This window comes from Salinicoccus sediminis (genome assembly GCF_000986795.1).
GTDB lineage: Bacteria > Bacillota > Bacilli > Staphylococcales > Salinicoccaceae > Salinicoccus > Salinicoccus sediminis.
Genome location: NZ_LAYZ01000001.1, coordinates 149,546 through 167,343, shown reverse-complemented (window position 1 = coordinate 167,343; position 17,798 = coordinate 149,546). Strand labels below are relative to the sequence as shown.

Sequence of the window (17,798 nt, the reverse complement as noted above, 5' to 3'; positions counted from 1 at the left end):
AGGGCAAATGTGAGCCCTCATCCCGCCGGATTTTATTCCTCGTCTTCTGTATCAACTTCTATATGCAGTTCCTTCAGCTGGGCCTTCGCCACTTCTGACGGCGCATTCATCATGAGGTCCGCCGCACTTGCCGTTTTAGGGAAGGCGATGACGTCACGGATGTTGTCCGTCCCTGCAAGGAGCATGACGAGACGGTCCAGTCCGTATGCGATTCCGCCGTGCGGAGGCGCACCGTACTTGAATGCCTCGATGAGGAAACCGAACTGTTCGTCGCGCTCCTCATCTGTGAATCCGAGTGCCTTGAACATCTTCTGCTGCATTTCTGCGTCATGGATACGGATGGATCCGCCGCCAAGCTCGTAGCCGTTCAGCACGATGTCATAGGCATTGGCCTTCACTTTTTCCGGTTCTGTTTCAAGCAGTTCCACATCCTCCGCTTTCGGGGAAGTGAACGGGTGGTGGGCGGCAAAGTATCTGCCCGCCTCTTCATCATACTCGAACAGAGGCCAGTCCGTGACCCACAGGAAGTTATACTGATCCGCTTCGATAAGGTCCAGATCTTTTGCCAGCTTATTACGGAGGTTGCCGAGTGAAGCGTGGACGACTTTTGCATTGTCCGCAACGAACAGGATAAGATCTCCGTCTTCCAGATTCAATGTTTCTGACAGTTCCTTCTGGTTGTCTTCGCTGAAGAACTTGGCAATCGGACCGTTCAGTGCTCCGTCCTTCACTTTCAGCCATGCGAGACCTTTGGCACCGTATGTCTTCACATAGGCTTCAAGCTTATCGATGTCTTTTCTGGAGAAGTTGTCGGCCTCTCCCTTGACGACGATCGCCTTGACCATGCCGCCGTTCTCCACTGTGGAACGGAATACTTTGAAGTCCACCGTCCTGCTGAATCCGCTCAGGTCGTTGAGTTTCAGTCCGAAGCGTGTATCCGGTTTGTCTATACCGTACTCAGCCATCGCCTGTTCGTAAGTCATCCGCGCAATCGGCAGTTCGATATCGATGCCTTTTACCGTTTTCATCAGATGCCGGATCAGGCGTTCATTGAGTTCCATGATCTGTTCCTGGTCCATGAATGACATCTCGATATCGATCTGTGTGAATTCCGGCTGTCTGTCTGCACGCAGGTCCTCGTCACGGAAACACTTGACGATCTGATAGTATTTTTCCATGCCGGAAAGCATCAGCAGCTGTTTGTAGATCTGCGGCGACTGCGGCAGTGCGTAGAACTCTCCTTCATGTACCCGGGACGGCACGAGATAATCACGTGCACCCTCCGGTGTGGATTTTGACAGCACAGGCGTTTCGATGTCGACGAACTCCTCGTTGTCGAGGAAATCCCTTACGCTCCTGTTGATCTGATGGCGCAGCCTCAAAGTATTCTGCAGCTTATTGCGTCTTAGATCGAGATAGCGGTACTTGAGCCTGACATCCTCCCCGATCGAGTCGTCAAGGATCTGGAACGGTGGCGTCTCCGCTTTCGAGAGTACCGTCACTTCATCTGCAAGGACTTCGATCTTCCCGGTTGCGATGTTTTCGTTGACCTGGGAAGGGTCACGCTTAAGTACTTCACCGGAAACTTCGATGACATATTCGGAACGGATTTTTTCTGCCGTTTCCAGCGCCTCTTTGGAAACTTCCGGATTGAATACCACCTGGATGACGCCTTTACGGTCGCGCAGGTCGATGAATATCAGCCCGCCGAGGTCACGGCGTTTCTGTACCCATCCTTTTAATGTTACCGTTTCGCCGGTCTGTGATTCTGTCACTTCAATTGTATGATGTCTCATGATTATTTCTCCTCCAGTAGCGTGTGCAGCTCATCCAGATGAACTGTCTTGGATTCTCCCGAGCCCATATGTTTCAGTTCGACATTCCCTGTGGACAGTTCTTCCCCGCCAAGCACGATCGTGTAGGCGGCCCCTTTCCTGTCTGCATCCTTCATCTGTGCCTTCAGCTTGCGCCGCTTGTAGTCGATATCACAGCTGATGCCCTTCGTACGCAGTGTGTGCACGATGTGGCTGGCTTTTTCCGTCGCTTTTTCATCCAAGGCACAGATGTAGAGGTCGATGCCCTCAGGCTCCGGAATCTCTATGCCCTCCGCCTCGAGGGCGAGAAGCAGACGTTCGATGCTGAGTGCAAAGCCGATGCCCGTTTCGTGCGGTCCGTCGAGCATTTCAAGCAGCCCGTTGTAGCGTCCGCCGCCGCACAGTGTGGTGATCGCACCGAAACCTTCCGCATCACTCATCACTTCGAATGCAGTATGCGTATAGTAATCGAGTCCGCGGACCAGATTATAATCAATCTCATAGCCGATGCCGATCGCATCCAGATTCGACTTCACTTCCTCGAAATACGCCTTCGATTCTTCGTTCAGATAGTCGTACATCCTCGGCGCCGTCCTGATCAGCTCATGATCCCGGTCCTTTTTGCAGTCGAGTATGCGCATCGGATTCGTATCGATCCTTACCTGGCAGTCTGTACAGAACTCGGTGATGGACGGCCTGAAGTGATCCACAAGCGCTTCGTTATACGCTGCACGGCTGTCCTGGTCACCGATCGAATTGATGTACAATTTCAAGTCTTTGAGCCCGAATGACTGATAGATGTGCATCAGCATGCTGAGGACTTCCACATCGATCAGCGGATCCTCGACACCGATCGCTTCGATGCCGAACTGGACGAACTGGCGGTAGCGGCCTTTCTGCTTGCGCTCATACCTGAACATCGGGTCCATATAATAAACCTTCGTCGGCTGCACGACATCATGCTGCATCTTATTCTCAATGTAGCTCCTGACGACCGGTGCCGTCCCTTCCGGCTTGAGGGTCAGGCTGCGGTCGCCCTTGTCCTTGAATGTGTACATCTCTTTGTTGACGATATCCGTCGAACCGCCGACGCCCCTGACAAAAAGTTCAGTGGATTCGAAAGCCGGTGTCCTTATCTCTTTATAATTATAATTTTTAGCGATCGCGTGCAGCCTCTCTTCTATGAACTGCCATTTATGACTGTCTTTGGGTAATATATCCTGTGTGCCTCTTGGAATCTGGATCATCTGGATCACTCCTCATCTAAAATATAAAAAAGCCCCTTATATCCGCTGACGGATATAAGGGACGATCATCTCGCGTTGCCACCCTGATTCGGCTTGAATAAGCCCTCTTACATTTTAACGATTGCCACCGCCTGCATGTTTGCAGGATTCTGCCGGAGTGTCGGTATACGGCCGCCTGACGAATCTGCTTCCAGCCTGGGCAGATCTCTCTGTACAATCGTGCGGCCACCTCTCCGGGTGATTGAATTCATTCATTCGATTAAGTTATATAATATTGATTTATGGCAATGAAGTCAAGCATTCAATTCAAATAATTGTCTATGCCCTCGATAATCGCTTCCGCCATCCGGTCCTGGTAGGAGGGATCGGTGATCGTATGATCGTCGAAACGGTTGCTCAAATATCCGAGTTCGATGAGCGCAGCGGGATAGTCCAGCTGCCATATCACCTGGTAGCCGTATTCACGGTTCCCCCTGTTATGGAAATACGAATACTCATCAAGTGATGCATTCAATGATTCGGCAAATTCTTTCTGATTCGGATAGGCATAATATGTGGTGAATCCCGTGATGGCCGGATCTTCCATGGCATCACTGTGCAGACTGATGAAGAGATCCCCGTCCTGCTTACGTCCGTCAAGTGACACAAACTCCCCTTCCTCACGGGTGAGGATCACCTCAGCACCGCTTTCCTCCAGCCTCTCGCGCAGTTTGTCAGCGATATTGTAGACAATCTGGGCTTCGTTGATGTTGGAGGCGCTGGTCGCACCGGGATCCTTTCCTCCGTGTCCGGGATCAAGCACGATCGTCTGTCCGCTTAGATCATAGGATGTTGTTTCAAATTCCATTTCCACCGGCGCATAATCCTCTTCTATGAATTTACTGTAGATGAAGACGGCAGCGCCGATGACTATGCCTGCCAGGATCAGAAAGAAACCCGGGGGTAAGTATATGTGTTTCTTGTACCTCAGGAAATTGAGGATCCCCCGTACAGCCCTGCCGAACAGCTGCTTAACCCTTTCCATCACTTGACTTTTCCGCCTTCGGATTCGTAGAGGATCGTAATCGGGCCGTCATTGTTGATGTTGACATTCATCATTTCACCAAAGAAGCCTGTCTTGACAGTGAGGTCATATGATTGAAGGGTCTCATTGAATAATTTATACAGCTTGTCCGCATGCTCCCTGCCGGCGGCTCTGGTAAAGCTCGGCCGGTTGCCTTTTCTGGTATCGGCATAAAGCGTGAATTGGGAGATGCTCAGTATTTCACCGCCGACATCCTTGATGGACAGATTGATCTTGCCGTCCTTGTCCTCGAAGTTCCTGCTGGCGGCAATCTTTTCGGCCAGTTTGATAGCATCCGCTTCTGTATCTTCATTGGAAACTCCGACTAGAAGGCAGTAGCCTTTGCCGATCTCATTGAAGAATTCATTGCTGATCACTGTTGAACTGGAAACTCTTTGCAGTACCACTCTCATTTTTTCACCTCATTTGAAAACGCGTTCTACGCTGTATATATCAGGCAGCTGTTTTATCTTGTCGACAATCCTGTACAGGTCGGCGACATTCTGCACCATGACCGACAGGCTGATTTTTGCATGCTTGTCGACGTCCGCCCTGCCGTTCACCCGCGTGATGGGGAACTTCGTGCTGGCGATGACGTTCAGCACTTCGTTGACCAGGCCCTGTCTGTCATAGCCGGTGATTTCAAGATCGGCCTGGTATTTGCGGTCCCGGTCCTTATTCCGCACCCATTCGACATCAATGATCCGCTCTGTCTCATTTTTGATGTTCGGACAGGTCGAGACATGGACTTTCACACCATGCCCTTTTGTAATATAGCCGGTGATATCATCACCCGGAATCGGGTTGCAGCATTTCGACAGGTTGATCAGCATGTTGTCCATGCCTTCGACATAGACACCCGACTCTGTCGATACTTCCTTGTAGTGATGCGTCCGGTCGATCTCCTCGACCTGGTTGGACTTATCCTCTGTGACTTTGAACTTCTCCATCAGCCGGTTTGTCACCTGCTGCGCCGTCACACCGCCGAAGCCGACCATTGCAAAGAGATCGTCCTCACTCGACAGATTGTAGCGGTCGAGAACAGGTTCTATATACTGGTCCTTCAGTACATCATCCGGTTTGTATTCCCGGTTCTTGATCTCGTGTTCCACGGCAAACCGGCCCTTTTCTATATTGCTTGCCCGGTCCTGCTTTTTGAAGAAGGCCCTGATCTTGTTTTTGGCACTTGAGGATTTGACGAGCTTCAGCCAGTCCATGCTCGGCCCGTAAGACTGCTTGCTCGTGCGGATTTCAATGATTTCACCGGTGGAGAGTTCATAGTCGATCGGCACTATCTTGCCGTTGACTTTCGCACCGATCATCTTGTTGCCGACTTCCGTATGCACCTGATAGGCAAAGTCGATCGGCACTGCGCCCTGCGGCAGCTCGACGACGTCGCCGTTCGGTGTAAAGACGTATACTTTGTCGCTCAGAAGGTCCGTTTTCAGGGCCTCCATGAACTCTTCGGCGTCCGGCGAGGATGTCTCCTGGTCGACAAGGTCCTTGAACCAGTGGATCCGGTTGGCAAGGGACGGTGCTTCCTTGAGTTCCCGGCCTTCCTTGTAGGCCCAGTGGGCGGCCACTCCGTTCTCGGCAATTTCATGCATATCATAGGTGCGGATCTGGATTTCAAGCGGATCGCCGTTCGGACCGACCACCGTCGTATGGAGGGACTGGTACATGTTCGGCTTCGGCATGGCGATGTAATCCTTGAAGCGCCCCGGCATCGGTTTCCATATCGTATGGATGACACCGAGTATCGCATAGCAGTCCCTGATGCTTGATACCAGCACCCGGATGGCGAGCAGGTCGAATATCTGATCGAACTGCTTATGCTGTTTCTTCATCTTCTTGTAGATGCTGTAGGTGTGCTTCGGCCGTCCAGACAGCTGCCCTTCGAGCCCCGTCTTTCCCATTTCGGTTTCGATGCGGCCGATTGCACTGTTGATGACGCTCTCCCGCTCGCTGCGCTTCTTCTTCATCATGCTGACGATCTTGAAATACTGCTGCGGCTCGATATATCTGAGCGCAGTATCCTCAAGCTCCCACTTGATGCTTGAAATACCGAGGCGGTGCGCAAGCGGTGCGTATATTTCGAGTGTCTCCCGGGAGGTCCTGATCTGCTTGGCTTCAGGCATCGCCTTCAATGTCCGCATATTATGCAGCCTGTCGGCAAGTTTCACGAGTATCACCCGGATGTCCTTTGCGATCGCCACGAACAGTTTGCGGTGGTTTTCCGCCTGTTCCTCCTGTCTGGACCGGTATTTGACTTTTTCAAGCTTCGTCACACCGTCGACAATCACTGCCACTTCCTCATTGAACATCTCCTCGAGATCCTCGAAAGTATACGGTGTATCTTCAACGACGTCATGCAGGAAGCCTGCGATGATTGTCGGCCCGTCCAGTTTGAGTTCCGCAAGTATGCCGGCCACCTGCACGGGATGGAGGATGTACGGAAGGCCATTTTTGCGGTATTGCCCTTCGTGTGCTTCATGGGCCAGTGCATATGCTTTTTTCACCATAGCGATGTCCCGCTCCTCCATGTAGCCTGCGCACATGGAGATGACATCATCTTTGGTGTATGGGTATTCCTTATTCATGACCTCACCGTCCTCTCCAGAAAGAAATAGTTAGAATCATCATACTATAAAACAGGATTCAAATAAATAAATGACCAAAAAAAGCCTGCTTTCACAGACTTTTGATACTACTCGTCATAGGTTAATAAGGAAATTGTATCATATCCTTCAAGGCGTTTCCTGCCTTCCAGATATCTGAGTTCGATCAGGAATGCGATTCCCGCCACCACACCGCCGAGTGATTCGATCAGCTTGATGGTGGCTTCGATCGTACCGCCTGTGGCAAGGAGGTCATCTGTAATCAATACTCTCTGGCCGGATTTGATCGCGTCGCTGTGCATCGTCAGTACATTCGAACCGTATTCCAGGTCATACTCGTAGCGGATCACTTCCCGCGGCAGCTTGCCCTCTTTTCTGACCGGAGCAAAACCGATTCCCATGCTGTAGGCAACCGGGCAGCCGATGATGAACCCTCTCGCTTCAGGACCGACGACGATGTCGACTTCCTTCTCCCTGGCATATTCCACAATCTGATCCGTTGCATAGCCGTACGCTTCACCGTTGTCCATGATCGTCGTGATATCCTTGAAGCTTACGCCCTTTTTGGGCCAGTCCGGAACTTCTGATACATATTTCTTCAAATCCATTATAACACCCACTCAATTCGATATTAATGTTCTGACATACTGTTTAAGTTCATTTGTCGAAGACATCTTCAGACGCGTTTCAGCTTCCATGCGGCTGTTCAGCAGTCTGAAATGTGCCGATTCATTGATGTTCCAATCCATATCGGCATTTCCCTTATATACTATACCATTTTTCAGCTCGATTATCTTCAAATCTTCCATGATATCTGTCATCATTTTGAGAAAAGTCATCGTTACGCCCAATTTTTTGGACAGGGGCGGTGCGTGTCTGGCAAGGTCGATCGAACCGTCCTCCGCGCCCTGAATGACTTCCTGAAGTTTTGCTATGTCTTCCCTTCCGGGTATTCCACTGAAGAAGAGCTCCCTGTTGCTGTGGAAAATCAGTATCATCTTGGAAACATGTATGTCATTCAGCGAGTATGTCAGGTTGTCCAGGCTGTCGGGCAGGTCACGGAGCACCACACTGCCGGTGACAAACGGCAGCCGCTCGCCGTAATGGTAATAGTTCGGTCCTTTCTTCTCCCTGCCTTCGCCGATCAGGAAGCAGTCATCCTGTGTTATCATATCAAACTGCTGATCTGTCCTGCTCCTCATGTCCATGAGCTGTACCGTGTCGACAGCGGCGTCCATCAGCACCATCTGAAGCGTGCGTTTCTGATTGAATTCATTGATGTTCACTGTACCGATGAGGCTGATTGTATCGCCGTTCCCCACTTCGCGCGCGAGATGGCCGAAATTGAAGCCGATGACATCAAGTTCGATTTCAGGGATCGTGATTTTGATGTGTGTCTTGTCCTTGCCGACCTGCCGGATCATGCCGATCTTCGCATTATTGACCATGAAAACTGGTGATTTGAAAGCCTGGCCGAAAGGCTTCAGCCGTTCAAAGCGTTCGAATTCCTTCATTGTCATATTGCCCGGTTTCAACTGGTAGTCGATGTGTCTGACCGGACGGTGGTCAAGGCCGAGTGATTCAAAATAGGTTTCCAGTTCCTCTTTGAAAGATTCCATCGAACCGGCCGCCACTTCGATGCCGAGTGCCTGGGAGTGTCCGCCGTAGCTTGAATGATGCCGGGAATGCTCCTTCAGGACACTGTGGAGGTCGACACCTTCTATCGAGCGTGCGGACCCGCGGAAGATGTCCCCGTCCTGTGTGAACACGATGGCAGGCTTGCCGAACTGATCGACGAGCCTCGAAGCGACGATGCCGATGACGCCGGGGTGCCACCCGTCCCGGCAGACGATGTTGATCTGCTTCGTGCCATCCACCATTCCTGCCGCTTCTGTGTGGATCTCCTCCACAATCTGCTTGCGCTCCTGGTTCATCCGTTCCACCGCCATGGACAGCTCATAGGCCGCATCCGGATCCTCCTCCATCAGCAGTTCCACACCCAGGGACGCCTCGCCAAGCCTGCCAGTGGCGTTCAGGCGGGGGGCGAGAGTGAACCCGATCGTATCTTCATCGACCAGCCCGTCATGTCCGGCCGCACGGAGCAGTGATTTCACACCGAGCGGCGGTCTGTCATTCAGTATGCCGAGGCCGTCTGTGACGAGCTTTTTGTTTTCGTCGATCATCGGCACTAGATCGGCCACCGTGCCGATTGCAACAAGCGCAAGATCTTCCGGCGTGTCAAGGCCGAGCGCCTGGACAAGCTTGTAGGTGATTCCGACACCCGCAAGGTCCCTGCACGGATACGCGCCGTCCGGATGATCGGGATGGATGATGGTCACATCCGGGATGTTCTCGCCGAAGGAGTGGTGGTCGACAACGATCACATCCACCCCCTGCTCCACGAGGAATGCAATCTCCTCATTACCGGAAATTCCATTATCGACGGTGATGACGAGATCGAACTGCCCGACGACGACCTCTTCGAAAATGGCACGGTTCGGGCCGTAGCCGTCTGTGATGCGGTCCGGGATGATGTATTCGACGTTCCCCGTCCTGCGGCGGAGTGCATTCGACAGCAGCACGGTGCTCGTTATGCCGTCGGCGTCGAAATCGCCGTAGATCAGGATGCTTTCATCATCCGTTATTGCTTTCTCCACACGTACTTTGGCCTCACCCATCCCCCGTACCAGCGAGGGATCATATGTTTCCGGATGGAAGATGCTGCCCAGGTCTTCCGCACTTGTATAACCCCTGTTTTCCAAAACCGTCTGTTCCAGTTTGTTCAGTTTGAAATCCTGGACGGCGGATTCTTCCATATCCGCCGTCTTTTTGCGGACTTTCCATTCATATTTTGACTGATACATGACTTTACCACCTTATGAAAACGCCCGGGTTTCCCCGGGCGCAGTATTTATACCAGAATTTTTTCCTCATCTTTCTTCTTCTCTTCATAGACCACAAGTCTGCCGTCATTTTTACGGAGCTGGCGTTTTTTCAAAATGCCCCACAGCTGGATCGCTATGAACATTGACGAATAAACACCGCTGATGAGTCCGACTAGCAGCGCAATTGAGAAGTTCAGTATCGCTGTGCTACCGAACAATACAAGGAACACGACGACGATTATGACCGTGAGCACCGTATTTATGGACCTGGTCAATGTCTGTCTCATCGAACGGTTGATGAGCATGTCGATTTCATCCTCCGACTCAATGACTTTGACTTTGCGCAGATTCTCCCGGATGCGGTCGAAAGTAACGATTGTATCATTGATCGAATAGCCGACTATGGTCAGCACTGCCGCAATGAATGTGACATCCACCTCAAGGCGGAATATCGAGAACACCGCAATCATGATGAATGCATCATGCAGCAATGCCAGCACCGCTGGCAGCGCCATCCGCCATTCGAACCGGATGGATGCATAGAGGATGATGCCGACTGCCGCCAGGGCTAGTGCAAACATCGCATTCTGTGCGAGTTCCTGACCGATGACCGGACTCACGGTGCTGATCATCGGATCGGCGCCGTAAAGTTCAGAGAACCTTTCCTGCATACCTGTCACCTGATCCTGCGACAGGTCGGTATTATACCTTGCAGTGAAGCTGTCTTCGCCGGAAGTCGTTATGCTGGTCGGCGGAATGTCCATCTCTTCAAGCTCCTGTTCCACCTGCTCCACTGTGGCGGAACCGTCTGTTGTGATATCCGCCCGCGTACCGCTCGTAAAGTCGATGCCGAGATTCAGCCTGAAGATGGCCAGTACAGCAGCACCGGCAATGATCATTGCAATGCTTGCAGCAAAGAATTTCCTATAGTGTTTTATGAAGTCGAAGCGGTCCCACGGCGTGGACAGGTCTTCGATCTCCTTGCCTTCGTTAATGTCGTGCCGAGTTCTGTCCCTGATGCCGAACCAGCTGAGTTTCCTGTTGAAGTACCCTGATTTCACAAGCAGCGAAAGCAGGATCCTTGTCAGGAAGACCGCTGTGAAGAAACTCATGAGTATGGACAGAAGGAGCATCGTCGCAAAGCCTTTGACACTGCTCGTACCGAAGATGAACAGCGCCACCCCGGCGATCAGCGTCGTCAGATTGGCATCGACGATGGTCCAGAGCGACTGGGCGCTTGCCTTTTTATAGGCGGCCTTGAGATTGCGTCCGATGCGCAGTTCATCCTTGATCCGCTCATACATGATGATGTTCGCATCGACCGCCATGCCGACCCCGAGGATCAGTGCCGCAATACCCGGCAGTGTAAGCACGCCGCTGATCGTATTGAATCCGAGTATCGTCAGATATATATAGACAGCGAGTGTCACAGCCGCCACCAGGCCGGGCAGGCGGTAGAAGGCGATCATGAAGATGAATACAAGCGCCACGCCGATCAGTCCGGCCGTCACCGTTTCATCCAGTGCCTGTTCACCGAATTGGGCGCCGACAGAGTTTGAATATATTTCCTCCAGTTCCACCGGCAGTGAGCCGGCATTCAGGAGGGCGGAGATGTTCTGCGCCCGCTCCAGCCCCTCTTCACCGGAAAATCCGCCCGAGATCATGACTTCCGATGAATTGATCGGGCCGGACACACTCGGTGCAGAGACGAATTTAGGATTTTCCTTCTGGGCCTCTTCGGCGAAACTGTCTTCGCCTTCCTCAAAGTCCATCCAGATGACCATCAGGTTCTCACCCTGCGGCTTTTGCGAAATATCTTCCGTTATCTGCCGGAACTGATCCGGATCTTTAAGTTCAAGTGAAACCATCGGATTGCCGGTTTCATCAAAGTTCTGGCTCGCCCCGCCCTGCACCAGGTCCGCACCGGACAGCAGCACGTTATCATCGACATCACGGATGGTAAGTTCAGCCTGGGTGCTCAGCATTTCCCGTGCTTCCTGCTGATCATCGACACCTGCGAGCTGTACGCGTATCCGGTTGTCACCCTCTACGGAGATGTTGGGTTCAGAGACACCCAGCACGTTCACCCTCGATTCAAGTGTGCTGGCAGTACTCTTGACTGCGGTTTCATCAATCTCATCCCCTTCATCAAGCGGGTTCACCTCATAGAGGACTTCGAAACCGCCCTGCAGATCGAGTCCGAGATTCACATCTTTCACGACGTCTTTCAAAGTAAGACCGATTACCGCAAAAAGGATGACGACAATCATGAGTGATGCTATTATTCTGCTAAATTTTGTTTTCAATGTTACACCCCTGTTCATACGATTCACCAACGTGTCAATTATACCTGTTGTACACTTAAAGTGAAACCAAAAAAAGCTGACAATATTCTGTCAGCTCCCGGCATTTATTTTACAATTTCCTTGAGCGCCACACGGTCAAACTTGAGCACTGCACCGCCTGCGTCTTCTGTGCGGACATACATATGCTTCTGATCGAATGATTCAACCTCACCGTGCATACCGCCGATTGTAATGATCTTGTCGCCTTTTTGCAGATCGTTCTGCATGTTCTGTACTTCTTTCTGTTTCTTCTGTGCCGGACGGATCATCAGGAAATACATTACCAGGATGAGTACCAGGAACGGCAGGATGGCCATGAAAAATTCCATCTGCTAAATCTCTCCTCTTGACTAGAAATTTTTCGGATTTTCAACATTCAATCCATAAGATTCGAAAAACGCTTCTTTAAAATCCATAAGATTATCATTTAAAATCGCACTTCGAACATCTTCCATCAATTTTAACAGAAAATAAAGGTTATGGTAAGTAGTAAGTCTCAAACCGAGAATTTCGTCTGTTTTGAAAAGATGGCGCAAATACGCTTTCGTATAATTTCTGCAGGTGTAGCAGTCGCACTGCTCATCAAGCGGCGTAAAATCCCGCTCATACATTTTCTTCTTGACGACGACACGGCCTTTTGAAGTCATTGTCGTACCGTTTCTCGCAATGCGTGTCGGCAGTACACAGTCGAACATGTCGACGCCGCGTATCACGCCTTCGATCAGCGCGTCGGGAGAGCCGACCCCCATCAGGTATCTCGGCTTGTCCTCCGGAAGGTGCGGAACCGTCTCTTCAAGCACACGGTACATGATCGGCTTCGGTTCACCGACAGACAGCCCGCCGATCGAATAGCCCGGGAAGTCCATGGAAACCAGGTCCTTCGCGCTCTGTGCGCGCAGGTCGCTGTATTCTCCGCCCTGTACGATTCCGAAAAGCGCCTGGGTTTTGTCCCTGCCGCTTTTTATGTGATGATCGAGCCCGCGCTCCGCCCATCTGGTCGTACGCTCTATCGAATCCTTCACATATTTGTGCTCCGCAGGATGCGGCGGGCATTCATCGAACGACATCATGATGTCAGAACCGAGGTCATGCTGGATGTCCATCGCCCCTTCGGGGCTCAGGAACAGTTTGGAGCCGTCCAGGTGGCTTCTGAAATGCACACCCGCCTCCTCGATCTGCCGCCTGTCGCTCAGGCTGAATACCTGGAAGCCGCCGGAGTCCGTCAGGATCGGCCGGTCCCAATTCATGAATTTGTGAAGGCCGCCCGCTTCGGCGACAATATCGCTGCCGGGCCTCAGCCACAGATGGTACGTATTGCTTAGGATGATCTGGCTGCCGATGTCAGCGAGCTCTTCCGGCGTCATCGTCTTGACGGTGGCCAGTGTGCCGACCGGCATGAAGATCGGGGTATCGATTGTGCCGTGCGGTGTATGCAGCCTGCCTAGCCGCGCCCCTGTCTGTTTGCATGTTTTTATATGTTCATATCTGATTGCCATCATTTATCCCCTTCATAAATAATCATCGCATCGCCGAAACTGAAGAACCTGTATTCCGCCTCCACCGCGTGGCGGTACGCACCCATGATCATGTCGCGCCCTGAGAAGGCGCTGACCAGCATCATCAGGGACGATTTCGGCAGATGGAAATTCGTAATCAGCGCATCGATTGCCCTGTAGTCGAAACCGGGATATATGAAGATATCCGTGAATCCGCTGGCAGCAGTGAACACACCGTGATCCCGCATGATGGTCTCGAGTGTCCTTGTGCTTGTCGTACCGACGCTGATTATCTTTTTGCCGCTTTCGCGGGTTTTATTGAGCAGATCAGCCGTCTCCTCATTCATGATGTAGAACTCGGAATGCATCTTATGGTCCTCGATATCATCTGCACTGACCGGCCGGAATGTACCAAGGCCGACATGCAGTGTAATCGTGGCGATATTGATGCCCTCTGCTTCAATCTCCTCAAGAAGTGCTTCTGTAAAGTGCAGTCCGGCAGTCGGCGCTGCCGCGGACCCGCTGTTTTTCGCATATACCGTCTGGTATCTCTCTTTGTCATCAAGGGTCTCCTTGATGTAGGGCGGCAGGGGCATCTCACCGAGCGCATCAAGCACAGTTTCGAGTACACCGTCATAGATCAGTTCGACATGGCGGATGCCCTCGTCGAAAACATCCGTGCAGACCGCCCTGAGCAGTCCTTCGCCAAACACGATCTCCGTGCCCGGCTTCACGCGTTTTGCCGGCTTGATCAGCACTTCGTAGCCGTTCTCGATCGGCTTCAGCATGAGCATTTCTATCTTCGCACCGGTTTTTGCCTTCACGCCGTAAAGTCTGGCCGGGAGCACCCTGGTATCGTTCAGGACAAGCGTATCACCGGCTTCAAGATAGTCGGTGATATCAGTGAAATGCCTGTCTTCTATGCTGCCGTCCGTTTTGTCCAAAGCGAGGAGCCTGCTGCCCGAACGGTCGGAGAGCGGCGTCTGTGCAATCAATGATTCCGGCAGATCAAAATCAAATTCATCGAGTTTCAAACCCTATTCCTCATTTCTAAAAATATCTATCTCTCTGTGCGATTTAAAATAATCCAGGCTTTTTGCGGTCGCTTTGCGCCCGCGTGGTGTACGTTCCAGAAATCCCTGCTGGATCAGATAGGGTTCGTAGACGTCAAGCAGCGTCACCACTTCTTCGCCGATCGAAACCGCCACGGTCTCAAGGCCGACCGGACCGCCGCCGTATGTTTCAATGATCGTCGTCATGATACGGTGGTCGACCGGGTCAAGCCCGAGCCCGTCGACTTCCAGCACCTTGAGTGCATGGTGTGTCGTCCCGAGTGTTATGGAAGCCTCCTGTTTGACTATGGAGAAGTCCCTTACACGCCGGAGCAGGCGGTTCGCGATACGCGGCGTCCCCCGCGAGCGTTTTGCCAGTTCCAGTGCGCTGTCCGGGTCGATCGCCACTTCGAAAATCTCCGCCGTCCGGTTGACGATCGTAATGAGACTGTCCACATCGTAGTACTCCAGCCTGAGCTGCACCCCGAAACGGTCCCGGAGCGGCGCCGACAGGCTGCCGAAACGCGTCGTTGCTCCGACAAGTGTAAACGGCGGCAGATCGATCCTTATATTCCTCGCCTCTTCTCCTTTTCCGATGACGACGTCCAGGAAGAAATCCTCCATGGCAGAATAAAGGACCTCCTCGACGGCACGGGGCAGACGGTGGATCTCATCGATGAAGAGTACATCGCCTGCATCAAGACTGGATAGTATTGCAGCCAGGTCCCCGGCACGCTCTATCGCCGGACCGGACGTCGTCCGGATATTCACACCAAGCTCAGACGCTATGATATTGGACAAGGTGGTCTTGCCGAGTCCCGGCGGTCCATGAAGTATGACATGGTCCAGCGCCTCTTCCCTTATCCTTGCCGCCTCGATGAAAATCTTGAGGTTATCTTTCAAAGTATCCTGCCCTATGTACTGGTCCAGAAGTTCAGGCCTCAGTGACATCTCTGCATTTTCCTCATCGTTCATTTGGGCGTCATCCAAAATACGATCATCCATACAAGCACCCCATTACTGTACTAAAAATTTAAGTCCGCTCTTCACTGCTTCATCAACCGAATTTATATCAATGGTCTTAAGATGTTTTTCAATACGTGTAATTTCACGTTTGGAGTATCCGAGCGCTTCAAGCGCAAGAAGGGCCTCGCTGATGTAATGTGCATTCGTGTCTTGCTGCTCTTCTGCCACTGAGGCTTCTCCCTGTGTCAGTTTCCCCTTAAGATCCAGTATGATCTGGCTTGCCGTCTTTTTGCCGACACCGGGAAACTTCTGCATATATGCCTGGTCTTCATTTTCTATCGCATTGATGACACCTGCAGGTGTCGAAGCCGCAAGTATTGCCATGGCGCTCTTCGGACCGATCCCCGTCACTTTGAGGAGGGACTGGAAGAGTGTCTTCTCTTCCATATCCCTGAAGCCGTACAGCGTATGGCTGTCCTCCCGCACGATCAGATCGGTGAAGATCACCACTTCGCTGTCAAGCGATGATTCGAACCTGAACGGGTTCGGCGCATGGATCAGATAGCCGATGCCGCCCGACTCGAGTGTTATATACTGCGGTGCCACTTCCTTAAGCACACCTTTTATATACTGATACATGAAATCACCATCATTCTACAAATTCAAATTCCCCGCCCAGGATCCTTACGGTGTCCCCGGCTTCGATTCCTCTGTCACGCAGGGCATCATCTATGCCCATCGTGCGCATCTGACGGGCGAAACGGCGTACTGCCGCATCACGGTTGAAGTCTGTCATCTTGAAGATGCGTTCGATCGATGCACCGGAGACAACATAAGCGCCGTCATCATCGCGCGTGATCGCAAAGGCATCCCTGTCTTTTTCATGACGGTAGACCACTCTTTCATCCGTATTTTCCGGAATGTCTTCAGCAGCATCCGTCTCTTCGAGAAGATCAGCCACCCTGTAAAGCAGTTCGTCCAGATTTTGGTGTGTGGCTGCGGAAATGCGGAAGATTTCACTGTCTTCTCCGACTGCCTTTTCAAAGCGGTCGAAGACCGCCTCATCCGACACAAGATCCACTTTATTGAGCACGATCACTTCCGGACGCTGGATAAGATTTTCATTGTACAGCGCCATTTCATTGCGGATCGTCCTGTAGTCTTCGACTGGATCCCTGCCTTCTGTGCCGCTGATGTCTATGACATGGACGATGACCTTCGTCCGCTCGACATGCCTGAGGAACTGATGGCCGAGCCCCGTCCCTTCCGAGGCACCTTCGATCAGACCCGGCAGATCGGCCATGACAAATGACCTGCCGTCCCTGGTTGCCACCACACCGAGATTCGGTTTTATCGTGGTGAAGGGATAGTTGCCGATCTTCGGCTTTGCTTTTGACACCGCACTCAGCATCGTGGATTTGCCGACACTCGGGAAACCGACGAGACCTACATCAGCCATGAGCTTGAGCTCCATGATCACTTCGAATTCCTCACCGGGTTCACCGTTTTCGGCAAAATCCGGAGCGGGGTTCCTCGACGTCGCAAAGCGCGAGTTGCCGCGGCCGCCGCGGCCGCCCTTTGCCACCACTGCCCGCGCCCCGTGCTGGGTCAGGTCCGCGAGCGTCTCTTCAGTATCCTTCCTTTTGATCACCGTGCCCGGCGGCACTTTCAAAACCAGAGGTTCCGAATTCTTTCCGTGCGCATTTGCGCTCATGCCGTTCTGGCCTCTCTGGGCCTTGAAATGTCTCTGATAGCGGAAATCCATCAAAGTCCGGAGCCCTTCATCGACTTCGAAAATGATATCCGCACCATTTCCGCCGTCACCGCCTGCAGGGCCGCCCATCGGCACGTATTTTTCCCGGCGGTAGGCAACGAGGCCGTTGCCGCCGTCCCCTGCTTTCAAATATATATCAACCTGATCTATGAACATGATTTCACCTCAATTCCTCTGTATTATATCATAATGCCTGTTACCGATTTAATGAAAAAGGACATCAGCAGAAGCTGATGCCCGTAAGATAAATTATTTAGCTTCCTGGTAGACGGAAACACGTTTTTTATCCCTGCCGATGCGTTCGAATTTGACAACACCGTCGATTTTGGCGAATAATGTATCATCGCCGCCGCGTCCTACGTTTTCACCCGGGTGGATTTTAGTACCGCGCTGACGGAATAGGATTGAACCGCCTGTTACGAACTGGCCGTCCTGCCTTTTGACGCCGAGGCGCTTGGATACTGAATCACGTCCGTTCCTTGTGGAACCAACACCCTTTTTGGATGCGAAAAACTGAAGATTGAGTTTAAGCATTGCT

At 52.0% G+C, this 17,798-nt stretch carries 15 protein-coding genes; all 15 read right to left on the bottom strand.

Annotated elements, in window-relative coordinates:
- Positions 1-32: 32 nt before the first annotated feature.
- Positions 33-1,796, bottom strand: a complete 1,764-nt coding sequence (gene aspS, locus WN59_RS00810; protein ID WP_046511142.1) for an aspartate--tRNA ligase — start codon at positions 1,794-1,796, stop codon at positions 33-35.
- A 2-nt stretch (positions 1,797-1,798) separates the two neighbouring features.
- Positions 1,799-3,061, bottom strand: a complete 1,263-nt coding sequence (gene hisS / locus WN59_RS00805; RefSeq protein WP_046511140.1) for a histidine--tRNA ligase — start codon at positions 3,059-3,061, stop codon at positions 1,799-1,801.
- Between the two features lie 301 nt (positions 3,062-3,362).
- The gene (locus tag WN59_RS00800; RefSeq protein WP_046511136.1) at positions 3,363-4,085 is read right to left on the bottom strand and encodes an N-acetylmuramoyl-L-alanine amidase family protein; all 723 of its coding nucleotides are present in this window, start codon (positions 4,083-4,085) and stop codon (positions 3,363-3,365) included.
- Positions 4,085-4,537 carry a D-aminoacyl-tRNA deacylase gene (dtd, locus tag WN59_RS00795; protein WP_046511133.1) on the bottom strand — a complete coding sequence of 151 codons (453 nt, stop codon included), beginning with the start codon at positions 4,535-4,537 and terminating at the stop codon, positions 4,085-4,087. Before dtd ends, WN59_RS00800 begins: the two co-directional genes overlap by 1 nt.
- 9 nt (positions 4,538-4,546) lie before the next feature.
- Positions 4,547-6,724: a RelA/SpoT family protein gene (locus WN59_RS00790; protein ID WP_046511130.1), complete on the bottom strand. Its 2,178-nt coding sequence runs from the start codon at positions 6,722-6,724 to the stop codon at positions 4,547-4,549.
- Positions 6,725-6,831: 107 nt separating this feature from the next.
- The gene (locus tag WN59_RS00785) at positions 6,832-7,350 is read right to left on the bottom strand and encodes an adenine phosphoribosyltransferase (protein ID WP_046511127.1); all 519 of its coding nucleotides are present in this window, start codon (positions 7,348-7,350) and stop codon (positions 6,832-6,834) included.
- A 12-nt stretch (positions 7,351-7,362) separates the two neighbouring features.
- Positions 7,363-9,606: a single-stranded-DNA-specific exonuclease RecJ gene (gene recJ, locus WN59_RS00780; protein ID WP_046511124.1), complete on the bottom strand. Its 2,244-nt coding sequence runs from the start codon at positions 9,604-9,606 to the stop codon at positions 7,363-7,365.
- A 47-nt stretch (positions 9,607-9,653) separates the two neighbouring features.
- Positions 9,654-11,951 (bottom strand): protein translocase subunit SecDF, encoded by a 2,298-nt coding sequence (gene secDF / locus WN59_RS00775; RefSeq protein ID WP_046511121.1) that lies wholly within the window; start codon positions 11,949-11,951, stop codon positions 9,654-9,656.
- Between the two features lie 86 nt (positions 11,952-12,037).
- On the bottom strand, positions 12,038-12,301 hold the full coding sequence (yajC, locus tag WN59_RS00770; protein ID WP_046511118.1) for a preprotein translocase subunit YajC: 264 nt from the start codon (positions 12,299-12,301) through the stop codon (positions 12,038-12,040).
- A gap of 21 nt (positions 12,302-12,322) precedes the next feature.
- A complete protein-coding gene (tgt, locus tag WN59_RS00765) occupies positions 12,323-13,471 on the bottom strand; it encodes a tRNA guanosine(34) transglycosylase Tgt (RefSeq protein ID WP_046511115.1) in 1,149 nt (382 codons plus the stop codon).
- Positions 13,468-14,502 (bottom strand): tRNA preQ1(34) S-adenosylmethionine ribosyltransferase-isomerase QueA, encoded by a 1,035-nt coding sequence (queA, locus tag WN59_RS00760; RefSeq protein WP_046511113.1) that lies wholly within the window; start codon positions 14,500-14,502, stop codon positions 13,468-13,470. The genes tgt and queA overlap by 4 nt, the downstream gene beginning before the upstream one ends.
- Before the next feature lie 3 nt (positions 14,503-14,505).
- Positions 14,506-15,525: a Holliday junction branch migration DNA helicase RuvB gene (gene ruvB, locus WN59_RS00755; protein ID WP_046511111.1), complete on the bottom strand. Its 1,020-nt coding sequence runs from the start codon at positions 15,523-15,525 to the stop codon at positions 14,506-14,508.
- 12 nt (positions 15,526-15,537) lie between these two features.
- On the bottom strand, positions 15,538-16,125 hold the full coding sequence (gene ruvA, locus WN59_RS00750; RefSeq protein ID WP_046511108.1) for a Holliday junction branch migration protein RuvA: 588 nt from the start codon (positions 16,123-16,125) through the stop codon (positions 15,538-15,540).
- A gap of 10 nt (positions 16,126-16,135) precedes the next feature.
- Positions 16,136-17,416, bottom strand: coding sequence for a GTPase ObgE (gene obgE / locus WN59_RS00745; RefSeq protein WP_046511106.1), 1,281 nt, complete (start codon positions 17,414-17,416; stop codon positions 16,136-16,138).
- Between the two features lie 93 nt (positions 17,417-17,509).
- Entirely contained in the window at positions 17,510-17,794 is a 285-nt protein-coding gene (rpmA, locus tag WN59_RS00740; RefSeq protein ID WP_017548718.1) for a 50S ribosomal protein L27, read from the bottom strand.
- Between the last annotated feature and the right edge of the window lie 4 nt (positions 17,795-17,798).

Bases quoted from the DNA above. Each gene is read 5' to 3' on its own strand.
- aspS (WP_046511142.1), bottom strand. From the start codon at position 1,796: ATGAGACATCATACAATTGAAGTGACAGAATCACAGACCGGCGAAACG.
- hisS (WP_046511140.1), bottom strand. From the start codon at position 3,061: ATGATCCAGATTCCAAGAGGCACACAGGATATATTACCCAAAGACAGT.
- WN59_RS00800 (WP_046511136.1), bottom strand. From the start codon at position 4,085: ATGGAAAGGGTTAAGCAGCTGTTCGGCAGGGCTGTACGGGGGATCCTC.
- dtd (WP_046511133.1), bottom strand. From the start codon at position 4,537: ATGAGAGTGGTACTGCAAAGAGTTTCCAGTTCAACAGTGATCAGCAAT.
- WN59_RS00790 (WP_046511130.1), bottom strand. From the start codon at position 6,724: ATGAATAAGGAATACCCATACACCAAAGATGATGTCATCTCCATGTGC.
- WN59_RS00785 (WP_046511127.1), bottom strand. From the start codon at position 7,350: ATGGATTTGAAGAAATATGTATCAGAAGTTCCGGACTGGCCCAAAAAG.
- recJ (WP_046511124.1), bottom strand. From the start codon at position 9,606: ATGTATCAGTCAAAATATGAATGGAAAGTCCGCAAAAAGACGGCGGAT.
- secDF (WP_046511121.1), bottom strand. From the start codon at position 11,951: ATGAACAGGGGTGTAACATTGAAAACAAAATTTAGCAGAATAATAGCA.
- yajC (WP_046511118.1), bottom strand. From the start codon at position 12,301: ATGGAATTTTTCATGGCCATCCTGCCGTTCCTGGTACTCATCCTGGTA.
- tgt (WP_046511115.1), bottom strand. From the start codon at position 13,471: ATGATGGCAATCAGATATGAACATATAAAAACATGCAAACAGACAGGG.
- ruvB (WP_046511111.1), bottom strand. From the start codon at position 15,525: ATGGATGATCGTATTTTGGATGACGCCCAAATGAACGATGAGGAAAAT.
- ruvA (WP_046511108.1), bottom strand. From the start codon at position 16,125: ATGTATCAGTATATAAAAGGTGTGCTTAAGGAAGTGGCACCGCAGTAT.
- obgE (WP_046511106.1), bottom strand. From the start codon at position 17,416: ATGTTCATAGATCAGGTTGATATATATTTGAAAGCAGGGGACGGCGGC.
- rpmA (WP_017548718.1), bottom strand. From the start codon at position 17,794: ATGCTTAAACTCAATCTTCAGTTTTTCGCATCCAAAAAGGGTGTTGGT.